This window comes from Kitasatospora sp. NPDC036755, from assembly GCF_040636595.1.
GTDB lineage: Bacteria > Actinomycetota > Actinomycetes > Streptomycetales > Streptomycetaceae > Kitasatospora.
On record NZ_JBEZUT010000286.1, the window covers coordinates 1 to 11,122 of the forward strand.

The following is an 11,122-nucleotide window of genomic DNA, read 5'->3' on the forward strand; positions in this document are numbered from 1 at the left end:
TGCGCCCAAGGCCTCTAGGCGAATCCTCCGTGGGAGAGCTTAGTACATGTTTCGGGGTGCTCGCGACCACCTATCCCGCAGGCGGGAGGTGGGGGCTCCGCGAGTTGTTCGCAGGCGTACCTGCCGCTGCCCGACCCGAACTGCACCCCCGGTGCGTACAACCCGGACGTCACCCAGGCGACCATCGGGCAGACCATCTGCGTCTCCGGCTGGACCGCCACCGTCCGCCCGCCGACCAGCTACACCAACCCGCTGAAGGTGCAGCAGATCGCGGCCTACGGCTACGCGGACACCAGCACGGCGGACTACGAGGAGGACCACCTCGTCCCGCTGGAACTCGGCGGCGCCCCGCGCGACCCGGCCAACCTGTGGCCCGAGCCCCGCTACGGCAGCCAGCCGGCGCAGAGCAAGGACTCCGTCGAGACCAAGCTCAAGAACGCGGTGTGCGGCGGCCGGGTCGGCCTCGACGACGCGCGCGGCGCGATCGCGAGCGACTGGACCACCGCGCTCGCCGTCCTGGGGCTGTGAGGCCGGCTCCCCGGAGGGCCTGAACCGCAGCGGGCACCCGCGGCGGGAACACTCCCGCCGCGGGTGCCCGCCCTTGGTGTCAGTGCCCGTCGCAGCCCGGGAGCGCCTCGCACATCGGCGCCGACATGCCGGTGCCGACGTACTTGTCCTCGGGGGCCTTCCAGGCGTCCTTGGGCTGGGCGCCGCCCTTGGTGGTCGCCCAGACGGCCAGCTCGCTGACCGCGCCGCCGTCGCCGACCACGTACTCGTGCAGCGTGACGGCGCCGCCGTCGGCCTGCGGGACCGTCAGCACCGCGGCGAAGTACGGCGCGTCCGGTGCGCTCTCGACCTTCACCGTGGCGCCGGGCGCGGACTTGGCGCAGGACTTGAGCGCCTCCGTCAGACGGGTCTGGGCCATGGCGGCGGACTGCTTGACGCCGCTGCTGTGGGTCGGGTCGCCGTGGAACAGCAGGGTCTGCTGGGCCGTCCAGCGGTCCCCGCCGAACCCGACCTCGGACCTCGCGGCGGCGGAGCCGGTGAACAGCGGCTCGTCGTCCTTGGCGACCGCGGCGTGGCACAGCTCCATGCCCTTGAACTGCACCGGGCCGGTGACCGGCTTGGCGTTGGCCGACAGCGGAGTGTAGTGGTAACTCTCGTCCATCGGAATGCTCTTGGTGTCCATCCAGGCCTTGTCCGGGATGCCCTTGTCACCCCCGGAGGGCTTCTTGGGATCGGTGACGGGCGTGGTGGCGGCCGGGACGCCGGCCGAGCCGGCGCTCTGGCTGCCGCTGCCCGAACCGCAGGCGCTGAGCGCGCCCAGGCAGACGAGGGCTGCGGCGGTGGCGGTGACGACTCTCGTGGTGCGCAACTGACGGTTCCTCGGGTGTCCGGTGGCGTTGGTCGGGGTCGCGCGCACGTCGGCCGTGGGCCGCTGGTGCGCGGCGCCCTCCGTCCGACCTCGCCGCCCGGTCGACCCGTGGTCGCGGGCACGCGGCATGGCGGCTCCTCCCCTGTGCGTAGGGCCGTCGGGCTCCCAGCCCCGCTTCCCGCCCCGGGATTGAGGGCTGGTCAGGGTCGTTGCCGCGTCGACCGCGCTCGAAAACCTATGCCACCGGGCCGCCGGGAGCAAAGCCGGGTTCCGGCCGGAGGCCCGGATTCCCTTTGAGGCCGGTGGGATTGGTGGGGCCGACCCGAAAGGGCGGGACGGCCCAGGGGGCGGTGGACGAGGGGCCGGTCAGAGGCCGGCAGTCCGCCGGAAGAGGGCTGTGAGGAGGAAGGAGGCGCCGAACAGCGCCGAGCCGGGCCCCTGGGCGGTCATCGGGCGGACCTCCAGCGGGGTGAGGTCACGGAACAGCGAGCGCAGTTCGTCCGGCGAGTAGGCCAGCCCGCCCTCCAGCGCGCCGAGCCGGTAGAGCTCCTCGTCGGGGCGCTCGGAACCCATCGCGCCGGCCGCGAAGGCGGTGACGGCGAAGTGCCCGCCCGGCGCCAGCACCCGGTCGAGCAGCGCCAGGTAGCTGACCCGTCGGTGCGGCGGGAGGTGGTGCAGACAGCCGGAGTCGTAGACCAGGTCGTACTGGGCGTGGGGGAGTTCGGCCTCGAAGATGTTCGCCCGGTGGAACCGCGGGCCGACGGCCGGGGCGGTCCCGCGGGCGCGCTCCCCGGCCCAGGCGAGGGCGGTGGCGGAGAGGTCGACGGCGTCCACCTCGAAGCCGAGCGAGGCCAGGTGGATCGCGTTGCGGCCGGCGCCGCAGCCGAGGTCGAGGGCCCGGCCGGGGGCCGGCGGCAGCAGGCCGCGGTCCAGGTAGGAGACCAGGTTCTCGTCGGGCCTGGGCGTGAAGAACGGGCGCTCGGCGGACCGGTCCGCGTAGAGGCGGTCCCAGAACGGTTCGGCCGGCGGGAAGAGGCCGTCGAGGAGGGCGAGGACGTCTTCGGTGGTGCGGATCGTACGGTTCATGCCGCCGAGCCTAGGCGGCCCGGCGGGCGGCCGCTTCGGGGCCGAAAGCCCTTGTGGCGTGGGTGGTTGGGGCTCTCGTCGGCATGGGTGGGGCGACTGTCCGGGCCCGGGGCCGGGGCGGCGCCGGGCCCCCGGGCCGGGCCGGGAAGGGCCGTTTCCGCGGCGAGGGGAGGGGCGCCCGGGAGGGAGGTCGGGAAATTCCTCCGAGGAAGGGCGCCGGGGTTTCGACGATCCGTCGCCGCCCGTGGCTGCCGAGGGTCGCCGTCCGCGTGCTAGGTTCGCACGCGGTCGAACGGCCTTGGTGTGCAAGGGGGAAGCGTGGTCGAGGTGCCGGTGAGTGCCCGGTGGCTGTCCGGGATCGGGGCCGCCGTCTTCCTCCTGCCCCTGGGGATCGTGGTGCTGGGGTTCAGCTGGTCCGGGCTGGAGCTCTACGCGGTCGGGCTGCTCCTCGGCGGCGCGTGCGCCGTGCCGCCGTTCCTCTCCGATCCGGCGCGGCACCGCCGCGCCTGCGCGGTGGCCGGCATCGTGATCACGGTGGTGTCCGCCCCGTTCGTGTTCCTCGGGATCGTCTTCCTGGCGTCGATCTGGTACGGGGCGGTCTTCCTGGCCTGCTTCTCCCTGCCGGCGGCCGCGGTCGCCGGGCTGACCGCCGGGTTCCAGCGGGCCAGGGGGCGGGAACACGGCCGCCTCGCGGCGGGCATCGCCTGGGCCTCGGGTGCGATCGCCCTGGTCGGCTGGGTGACGCTCACCGCCTTCGTGACGACGCTGCCGACCGGCTGACCCGGCCCGGACCCGCGGGCGCGCATAGGATCGGTGGATGATCACCGTACCGTCCGGCCGGGTCACTCTCTCCGACCGTCGCACCCGGCGCAGTTGGGCCGTCGACGTGGCGGCGTTCCGGCTGGCGGCGTGTCCGGTGACCCGCGAGCAGTACCAGGACGCGGCCGGCGACCGCCGTCCCGCGCACAGCGTCTCCTGGCTCGACGCCGTCCGCCACTGCAACGAGCTCTCCCGGCGTGAAGGCCTGGCGGCCGCCTACGCGGTGGACGGCGAGGAGGTGTCCTGGGACCGCGCGGCCGACGGCTACCGGCTGCCCACCGAGGCCGAGTGGGAGTACGCCTGCCGCGCCGGCGCGGACGGCCCGCGCTACGGCCCGCTGGACGAGATCGCCTGGTACCGCGGCAACTCCGGCGAACGGCCGCACCCGGTGGGCGGACTGCGCCCGAACGTCCTCGGCCTGTACGACCTGCTCGGCAACGTGTGGGAGTGGTGCTGGGACCACTACGACCCCGAGGTGTACGGCAGTTACCGCGTCCTGCGCGGCGGCGGCTGGTTCGACGAGCACTGGAGCTGCCGCGCGTCCGTCCGCCGCCGCAGCCACCCGACCCTGCGGATCGACGACGTGGGATTCCGGCTCGCCCGCTCGATCGTCGGGTGAGGCGCGGCCGCGGTAAAGGAATGCCGAGCGCAGTAAAAGGTATCGGGGCGCAGTAAATCGTGAGGAGAAGGGAAAACAGAGCGCACTTCTCCGCGAATTGAGGAACCGTCACCGCTGAATCCGGCGTTGATGCCGGCATGAGTGAAGAAACCGTTGCCCTGCGCCCGATTGCCGAAGCCGACCTCCCGCACTTCCTGTCCCTGCTGAACGACCCCGCCGCGATGGGCGAGCACCTGTGGTTCGGCTGGCGGCAGCCGGACCGGATCCGTCGGGTCTGGGCCGAGAACGGCCTGCTCACGGACGAGCAGTGGACGCTCGCGATCACGGTGGACGGGGAGTTCTGCGGCTACGCCGCGGCCATGCGGGAGGTCGCGGCGCCCACGGGCTGGCATTGGAGCATGGGCGCGCAGCTGCTGCCGGGATCGCGGGGGCGAGGGATCGGCACCCGGGCGCAGCAGCTCTTCGTGGACCACCTGTTCGCGCATTCGCCGGTGATGCGGCTGGAGGCGGAGACCGAAGTCGCCAACTCCGCCGAGCGGCGAGTCCTGGAAAAGATCGGATTCCGCCGCGAGGGCGTGAAGCGGTCGCAGCTCTTCCGTGCCGGCGAATGGCGCGACGTCCTCCTCTACGGCCTGCTGCGCACCGATCCGCGCCCGTCGCCCGGGTGAGGAACCGTCGTGTCCGTTCGGGCGTTTGCGCGAGCATGAGTGATGAATCTGTGTCCCTGCGCCCGGTCGCCGAGGCCGACCTGTCCGCTCTCGAGGAAATGCTCGGCGACCCGGAGGCGCTGGGCGAGTTCCAGTGGTACGGCTGGCGGGACCCGCAGCGGCACCGTCGCCGGTGGGCGGAGAGCGGGCTGCTGGAGGAGGGGCAGTGGATGCTCGTGGTCTCGGTCGGGGGCGAGTTCGGAGGTTTCGTCGCCGCGACCCGCACCGGGGTGCGGCCGTCCACCCCGTACTGGAGCCTCGGCGTGCAGTTGCTGCCGGGGCTGCGTGGGCGCGGGATCGGCACCGAGGCCCAACGGCTGCTGGTGGACTACCTGTTCGCGCATTCGCCGGTGATGCGACTGGAGGCGGACACCGAGGCGGGCAACCTGGCCGAGCAGCGCGTCCTGGAGAAGCTCGGCTTCACCCGGGAGGGCGTGCAGCGGGCCGTGACCTTCCGGGGCGGCGAGTGGCGCGACGTCGTCCGCTACAGCCTGCTGCGCACCGACCCGCGTCCCTGACCGGTGCCGAACCACTCCTCGGCGAGGGCGTCCAGCGTCCGCGCCGAGGGCTTCAACTCCCGCAGGTACCAGGGGAGGTTGCTGTACACGTGGAGCAGCGTGTACGCCATCAGCAGCCGGGGTTCGAAGTGGCGGCCGTAGGCGTCCAGCAGCCGGCCGAGCAGGTGCGGGTCGGCCCGGGTGGTGAAGAGCCCGACGGCGACCAGGTCGTAGGCCGGGTCGCCGATCATCGCGGGCTCGAAGTCGACCAGGCCGGTGAGGCGCCAGCCGCCGGCCGGGTCGGTGAGTAGGTGCTCGCGCATGAACTCGGTGTGCAGCAGGGCGCGTTCGGGGTTCGTGGGGATCGGGGCGGCGGCGAGGAAGTCCGGGATCTGCTCCAGCCACTCCTCGGTGAGCCCGCGTGCGCGCTGGCGGTCCACCGCGCCGGCCCGCTGCCGGGCCAGGAAGGCTGGCCAGTCGCCCGGGCCGAGGGTGTCGGCGAGCGGTTCGGGGTCGAGGGCGTGCAGGGCGGCGAGCGCCTCGCCGCAGTCCCGGGCGATCCGTTCCCGGTCGGGCGGGGGGATGTGCGGCCAGGCCGGGGCGAGGCCCTGCCCGGGCAGCCGGGACATCAGGAGGTAGCGCCAGCCGTTGACGTCCTCGCCGGCCGCGCGGACGGACGGGGTGGGGATCGGCAGCGCGCCGTCCAGGTGGGCGAGCACGCGTTCCTCGACGACGCCGTCCCGGGCGCCGGCGGCCGGGTACAGCTTGAGCACGAGCGCCTCGCCGACGGCGTACACCGGGACGGAGCCCTCCGGGAAGCGCTCCAGGGGCAGGCCGGCGAGGCCCAGCCGGGCGCAGAGCGCCTCGGCGCCGGGGCGCATCACCGTCTCGTCGGGGACGACCGCGTCCCACTCCTCGTCCGTCAGCACCAAGGGCAGCACGGCGGCACCCTAGGCGGGCGGACGGGGCGGGCGCAAAGGGGTTTCTCAGGGCCCGGCCCGGTGGCTCCCGCAGGCGTCCGCGTCCAGGGGGTCGGGGAGCGGCTCGGGGGTGGACGGGTCGCGGGTGAGCAGGTAGCGGGCGCCGGGACCGGCCTCGCCGGCGCGGTCGGCGGCGTTGTAGAGGGCGCAGCGGGACAGGGAGAGGCAGCCGCAGCCGATGCAGCCGGCGAGCTTGGCCTTGAGCCGTTCCAGTTCGGCGATCTGCTCGTCGATGCGGCCCTGCCAGGACTCGGCGACCTTGTCCCACTCGGTGCCGCTGGGGGCCGGGCGCTCGGGGAGGCGGTCGAGGGCGACCTTCGCCTCGTCCAGGGAGAGGCCGACGCGCTGGGCGGCGCGGACGAAGGCGAGCCGGCGCAGGGTGCCGCGGGTGTAGCGGCGCTGGCCGCCGGAGGTGCGGGTGGCGTGGATCAGGCCGAGGTCCTCGTAGTAGCGCAGCGCGGAGGCGGCGAGGCCGCTGCGGTGGGCGAGTTGGCCGATGGTGAGCAGGTCGCTGTGGTGCGGGCCGGGGGCCCGGCGGCCGTCGTGGCGGGCGGTCATGGGAACCCACTGTAGTCGCTTGACCTCAAGTCGGCTTTAAGTTGCACGATCTTTCCATGACGACGAACGCGCCCGCCACGACCGCGACCGGCACCCGCTTCGAAGGCCTTCCGGCCCTGATGAGCCTGATGACCGGCGACGAGAAGCACGGCCCCGCCGCCACCTCCACCCTGGACGCGCTCTGGGTGCTCTACGACCGGGTGCTGCGGGTGACCCCGGAGACCGCCCAGGCGCAGGACCGGGACCGCTTCCTGCTCTCCAAGGGCCACGGCCCGATGGCCTACTACGCCGTGCTGGCGGCCAAGGGCTTCCTCGACCCGCAGGTGCTGCCGAGCTTCGGCGGCTACGACTCGCCGCTCGGCCACCACCCGGACCGCACGCTGGTCCCCGGCGTGGAGATCGCCTCCGGGTCGCTCGGGCACGGCCTGCCGCTGGCCGTGGGCACCGCGCTCGGGCTGCGGGCGCAGGGCCTGACCGGCCCGGCGGTGTGGGTGCTGGTCGGCGACGCGGAGTTCGACGAGGGCTCCAACGCCGAGGCGGTGGCCTTCGCCGGGGCCTACGGCCTGGACCGCCTGCACGTGGTGCTGATCGACAACTCCTCGGCCACCCACGGTTGGCGGGGCGGTGTCGCCGAGCGGTTCGCGGCCGAGGGCTGGTCGACCGCGACGGTGGACGGCCGCGACCACGAGGCGCTGTACCGCGCGTACACGGCGGAGCACCCGGGCCGCCCGCACGTGGTGGTCGCCCGGGTCGAGCCCAAGAACTCCTGAGCCTCCCGAGCGCCTCAAGCCCCGGGCCCTTCAAGCTCCCGAGCGCCTCAAGCCTCCGAGCCCCCGGGCCCCTCAAGCCTCCGAGCGCCGGCCGCCCACCCGGGCGCCCCCGAGCGCGCCGAGCGCCCCCAACCCCCTCGCAACGAAAGGAAGTCCACCGATGGACTCCATGCGCGACCGCTTCGTGGCCGTCACCACCCGCCTGCTGGACGAGGACCCCCGGCTGGCCCTGGTGCTCGCCGACATCACCGCGGCGGCCTTCGCCCCGGCCCAGGAGCGCCACCCCGACCGGGTGGTGAACGTCGGCATCCGCGAGCAGCTGCTGATCGGCGCGGCCGGCGGCCTGGCGCTGACCGGGATGCGCCCGATCGCCCACACCTTCGCCAGCTTCCTGATCGAGCGGCCCTTCGAGCAGGTCAAGCTGGACCTCGTCCACCAGGACGTCGGCGCGGTGCTGGTGAGCGCGGCGGGCTCGTACGACTGGCCGGCCGGCGGCCGCACCCACATGTCCCCGGGCGACGTCGCCCTGCTGGACACCCTGCCGGACTGGACGGTCCACGTCCCCGGCCACCCGGACGAGGCCGAGCAGCTGCTGCGCCACGCCTACGCGGACGGCGACCGCAACGTGTACGTCCGGCTCTCGGAGCACCGCAACGCGGCGCCGGTGCCGGTCGAGCCGGGCCGGTTCGCGAGCGTCCGGACGGGCTCGCGCGGTGTGGTGCTCGCCGTCGGGCCGATGCTGGACGCGGTGCTCGCGGCCACCGAGGGCCTGGACGTCACCGTGCTGTACGCGGCGACGGTGCGCCCCTTCGACGGCGCGGGGCTGCGCGCGGCGCTCGGCGACGGCACGGACGTGGTGCTGGTCGAGCCGTACCTGGCGGGCACCTCCGCCAACGAGGCGCACGCGGCGCTCGCCGACCGCCCGCACCGGGTGCTGGGCCTGGGCGTGCCGCGCGAGGAGCACCGGCACTACGGGTCGATCCCGGAGCACCTGGCGGCCTACGGCCTGGACGCCCCGTCGCTGCGGGAGCGGATCGGCGCCTTCCTCGGCTGAGCCGCGGCCGCACCCGCACCGCGTGCGGCCGCACCCGCACCGCGTGCGGTCACACCCGCACCGCGTGCGGTCACACCCGCACCGAGTGCGGTCACACCCGCACCACGGCCACCGCGTCCGCCGCCACCCGCACCGCCGTCCCCTCCGTTCCCGTCCCCTCCGGCGTCGCCGCTCCGAAGGCCGCCACCACCTCGCGCGCGACGGCCCCCAACGGCAGTACGGCCTCCTGAGGCCCGAGGTTGACGGCGATCCGGTACGGCCCGCGGTGCACCACCAGCCAGCCCGCCTCCTCGTCGAACTCGGCCCGCACCGCGCCGAGGTCCGGGTCGGACAGCTCCGGGCGTTCGCGCCGCAGGCGGATCAACCGCCGGTACCAGGCGAGCAGTTCGGTGTGCGGGGCGCGGTGGGGCTCGGTCCAGTCGAGGACCGAGCGCAGGAGGGTGGCGGGCTCCTGGGGGTCGGGGACGGCCTCGGCGGCCCAGCCGTGCCCGGTGAACTCCCGCCGCCGGCCCTGCCGGACGGCCTCGGCGAGGCCCGGGTCGGTGTGGTCGGTGAAGTACTGCCAGGGGGTGGCGGCGCCCCACTCCTCGCCCATGAAGAGCATCGGGGTGAACGGCGAGGTGAGCACCAGGGCCGCGCCGCAGGCGAGCCGGCCGGGGGAGAGGCTGGTGGAGACGCGGTCCCCGAGCGCCCGGTTGCCGACCTGGTCGTGGGTCTGGAGGTAGCCGAGCAGCCGGTGGCCGTCGCCGAGCGGGGTGAACGGGCGCCCGTGGGTGCGGCCGCGGAAGGAGGACCAGGTGCCGTCGTGGAAGAACCCCCGGGTGAGGGTCTTGGCGAGGGCGGCGAGCGGCTGCCGTGCGAAGTCCCCGTAGTAGCCCTGGGATTCACCGGTGAGCGCGCAGTGCAGGGCGTGGTGGAAGTCGTCGCTCCACTGCGCGGTGAGGCCGCGCCCGCCGGCCTCGCGGGGGGCGGTGGTGGCCGGGGTGTTGAGGTCGGACTCGGCGATCAGGAACAGCGGCCGGTTGGTGGCGACGGCCAGCTTCGCCACCTCGGCGGAGAGTTCCTCCAGGAAGTGCAGGGCCCGGTCGTCGGCGAGGGCGTGCACGGCGTCCAGTCGCAGCCCGTCGATCCGGTAGTCGCGCAGCCAGGCCAGCGCGCTGCCGATCAGGTAGGCGCGCACCTCGTCCGAGCCCGGTGCGTCCAGGTTGACCGCCGAGCCCCACGGGGTGTGGTGCCGGTCGGTGAAGTACGGTCCGTACGCGGGAAGGTGGTTGCCGGAGGGGCCGAGGTGGTTGTGCACCACGTCGAGCACCACGCCGAGGCCCTTGCGGTGGGCCGCGTCCACGAAGCGCTTGAGCCCCTCGGGTCCGCCGTAGGGCTCGTGCACGGCCCACAACGAGACTCCGTCGTAGCCCCAGCCGTGCCGGCCCGGGAACGGGCAGACCGGCATCAGTTCGACGAAGTCCACGCCCAACTCGACCAGGTGGTCGAGGCGTTCGGCGGCGGCGTCGAAGGTGCCGCGGGCCGTGAAGGTGCCGACGTGCAGCTCGTACAGCACCGCGCCGGGCAGCGCCCGGCCGAGCCGTCCGCTGTGCGACCACGGGAACCCGGCGTGGTCCACCGCGCGGCTCGGCCCGTCCGGTCCGTGCGGCTGCCGGGCGGAGCGAGGGTCGGGCAGGGGCGGTCCGTCGTCGATCCGGAAGGCGTAGTCGCCCGCCGGGGCCTCGCCGCACCACCAGCCGGCCCGGTCGGTGCTGCGGGCCAGCTCGTAGGCGAAGCCGTTGACGTCGACCCGGACTCGGGAGGCGGCGTTGGGCGCCCACACCTCGTAGCGCGGCATCAGCCCCTCCTCGTCAGCAGCGCCACCGGCAGGTCCGCCAGCAGCTCCGCGACCGGCACCGCTCCGGCCGGGAAGCTCCGCCCGGTCGGCTCGTCCGTCCACGGCCCGCCGGCCGGCAGCTCCAGCACCGTGTCGCGCCAGCCGCCCGCCCGCTCCAGTCCGTACGGCAGCCGGGTGACGGCGGTGACCACGTCCTCGCCCCGGGCGAAGGCCAGCAGGTGGTCGCCGGCCGGGCCGGTGGCGGGCAGCGGCCGGTACGGGCCGAGCGGCCGGGAGCGGCGCAGGTGCAGCGCGGTGGTGGTGAGGTGCAGCTTCTCCCGGGCGAGGTCCCCGGGGCGCGGGGCGGCCGCGTCGGTGAGCCGCACGGCGAGCGCGCCGAAGTCGACCACGCCCCGGTTGTCCGGGTCCACCAGGGTGTACAGCGGCTCCTCGCTGCCCTGGTACAGGTCGGGCACGCCGGGCACGGTGAGGTGCAGCAGGGCGGCGGCCAGGGTGTTGGCGCGGGCGTACGGGGCGAGGGCGTGCACGGCGCCCTCGATCCTGGGGAGCAGCCCGGGGTTGTCGTGGACGGAGCGGGCGCGCCGCTCCAGGGCCTGTTCGTAGTGGGGGTCGGGGGCGGTCCAGGAGGTGTGCAGCTTGGCCTCGCGGGCGGACTTGAGCAGGGCGGCGACCAGCCGGTCCGGGTCGATCGGCCAGGCGGCGACCAGGGTGTGCCAGAGCATCCGTGGCGCCCTCCGGAGCGTTCTCCGGAGCGTTCTCCGGGAAGTGGCACGCCACCTGGTGCCCGGTCTTGAGCGCCACCAGCGGCGGCTCCTGG

13 protein-coding genes are annotated in these 11,122 nt (G+C 74.4%); 7 read left to right on the top strand and 6 right to left on the bottom strand.

The genetic code is table 11. The annotated features are described in order from the left end of the window. Positions 1-258 precede the first annotated feature (258 nt). Positions 259-528, top strand: coding sequence for a hypothetical protein (locus tag AB0E96_RS31470; protein ID WP_359829182.1), 270 nt, complete (start codon positions 259-261; stop codon positions 526-528). A gap of 79 nt (positions 529-607) precedes the next feature. Here AB0E96_RS31470 and AB0E96_RS31475 read toward each other — a convergent pair whose 3' ends face one another. Together AB0E96_RS31475 and AB0E96_RS31480 are read right to left on the bottom strand one after the other, a co-directional pair. Beyond that, positions 608-1,375 carry a hypothetical protein gene (locus AB0E96_RS31475; RefSeq protein WP_359829183.1) on the bottom strand — a complete coding sequence of 256 codons (768 nt, stop codon included), beginning with the start codon at positions 1,373-1,375 and terminating at the stop codon, positions 608-610. Positions 1,376-1,741: 366 nt separating this feature from the next. Then, on the bottom strand, positions 1,742-2,461 hold the full coding sequence (locus AB0E96_RS31480; protein ID WP_359829184.1) for a class I SAM-dependent methyltransferase: 720 nt from the start codon (positions 2,459-2,461) through the stop codon (positions 1,742-1,744). Positions 2,462-2,779: 318 nt separating this feature from the next. Here AB0E96_RS31480 and AB0E96_RS31485 point away from each other — a divergent pair, with 318 nt between their 5' ends. From AB0E96_RS31485 to AB0E96_RS31500, 4 genes are all read left to right on the top strand, one after another. Beyond that, positions 2,780-3,241 (top strand): hypothetical protein, encoded by a 462-nt coding sequence (locus AB0E96_RS31485; RefSeq protein WP_359829185.1) that lies wholly within the window; start codon positions 2,780-2,782, stop codon positions 3,239-3,241. A 37-nt stretch (positions 3,242-3,278) separates the two neighbouring features. Beyond that, positions 3,279-3,899 (top strand): SUMF1/EgtB/PvdO family nonheme iron enzyme, encoded by a 621-nt coding sequence (locus tag AB0E96_RS31490; protein ID WP_359829186.1) that lies wholly within the window; start codon positions 3,279-3,281, stop codon positions 3,897-3,899. A 137-nt stretch (positions 3,900-4,036) separates the two neighbouring features. After that, on the top strand, positions 4,037-4,567 hold the full coding sequence (locus AB0E96_RS31495) for a GNAT family protein (RefSeq protein WP_359829187.1): 531 nt from the start codon (positions 4,037-4,039) through the stop codon (positions 4,565-4,567). Positions 4,568-4,602: 35 nt separating this feature from the next. After that, positions 4,603-5,124: a GNAT family protein gene (locus AB0E96_RS31500; RefSeq protein ID WP_359829188.1), complete on the top strand. Its 522-nt coding sequence runs from the start codon at positions 4,603-4,605 to the stop codon at positions 5,122-5,124. Here the strand turns inward: AB0E96_RS31500 and AB0E96_RS31505 are convergent. Both AB0E96_RS31505 and soxR read right to left on the bottom strand, forming a co-directional pair. Next, positions 5,091-6,044, bottom strand: coding sequence for an aminoglycoside phosphotransferase family protein (locus AB0E96_RS31505; protein ID WP_359829189.1), 954 nt, complete (start codon positions 6,042-6,044; stop codon positions 5,091-5,093). The two genes, AB0E96_RS31500 and AB0E96_RS31505, sit on opposite strands and share 34 nt — an antisense overlap. 45 nt (positions 6,045-6,089) lie before the next feature. Then, positions 6,090-6,641, bottom strand: a complete 552-nt coding sequence (gene soxR / locus AB0E96_RS31510) for a redox-sensitive transcriptional activator SoxR (RefSeq protein ID WP_359829190.1) — start codon at positions 6,639-6,641, stop codon at positions 6,090-6,092. 56 nt (positions 6,642-6,697) lie between these two features. On the opposite strand from soxR, the gene AB0E96_RS31515 reads away from it, so the two are divergent. Then, entirely contained in the window at positions 6,698-7,411 is a 714-nt protein-coding gene (locus AB0E96_RS31515) for a transketolase (protein WP_359829191.1), read from the top strand. A 160-nt stretch (positions 7,412-7,571) separates the two neighbouring features. After that, complete coding sequence (locus AB0E96_RS31520) at positions 7,572-8,465, top strand: transketolase C-terminal domain-containing protein (RefSeq protein WP_359829192.1); 894 nt, start codon at positions 7,572-7,574, stop codon at positions 8,463-8,465. 91 nt (positions 8,466-8,556) lie between these two features. Here AB0E96_RS31520 and treZ read toward each other — a convergent pair whose 3' ends face one another. Continuing rightward, positions 8,557-10,305 carry a malto-oligosyltrehalose trehalohydrolase gene (treZ, locus tag AB0E96_RS31525; RefSeq protein ID WP_359829193.1) on the bottom strand — a complete coding sequence of 583 codons (1,749 nt, stop codon included), beginning with the start codon at positions 10,303-10,305 and terminating at the stop codon, positions 8,557-8,559. Further along, positions 10,305-11,027: a hypothetical protein gene (locus AB0E96_RS31530; protein ID WP_359829194.1), complete on the bottom strand. Its 723-nt coding sequence runs from the start codon at positions 11,025-11,027 to the stop codon at positions 10,305-10,307. Before AB0E96_RS31530 ends, treZ begins: the two co-directional genes overlap by 1 nt. Positions 11,028-11,122: the final 95 nt, after the last annotated feature.

Coding starts and splice junctions, on each gene's coding strand:
- AB0E96_RS31520 (WP_359829192.1), top strand. CDS start 7,572: ATGGACTCCATGCGCGACCGCTTCGTGGCCGTCACCACCCGCCTGCTG.
- AB0E96_RS31530 (WP_359829194.1), bottom strand. CDS start 11,027: ATGCTCTGGCACACCCTGGTCGCCGCCTGGCCGATCGACCCGGACCGG.
- AB0E96_RS31490 (WP_359829186.1), top strand. CDS start 3,279: ATGATCACCGTACCGTCCGGCCGGGTCACTCTCTCCGACCGTCGCACC.
- soxR (WP_359829190.1), bottom strand. CDS start 6,641: ATGACCGCCCGCCACGACGGCCGCCGGGCCCCCGGCCCGCACCACAGC.
- AB0E96_RS31495 (WP_359829187.1), top strand. CDS start 4,037: ATGAGTGAAGAAACCGTTGCCCTGCGCCCGATTGCCGAAGCCGACCTC.
- AB0E96_RS31515 (WP_359829191.1), top strand. CDS start 6,698: ATGACGACGAACGCGCCCGCCACGACCGCGACCGGCACCCGCTTCGAA.
- AB0E96_RS31500 (WP_359829188.1), top strand. CDS start 4,603: ATGAGTGATGAATCTGTGTCCCTGCGCCCGGTCGCCGAGGCCGACCTG.
- treZ (WP_359829193.1), bottom strand. CDS start 10,305: ATGCCGCGCTACGAGGTGTGGGCGCCCAACGCCGCCTCCCGAGTCCGG.
- AB0E96_RS31480 (WP_359829184.1), bottom strand. CDS start 2,461: ATGAACCGTACGATCCGCACCACCGAAGACGTCCTCGCCCTCCTCGAC.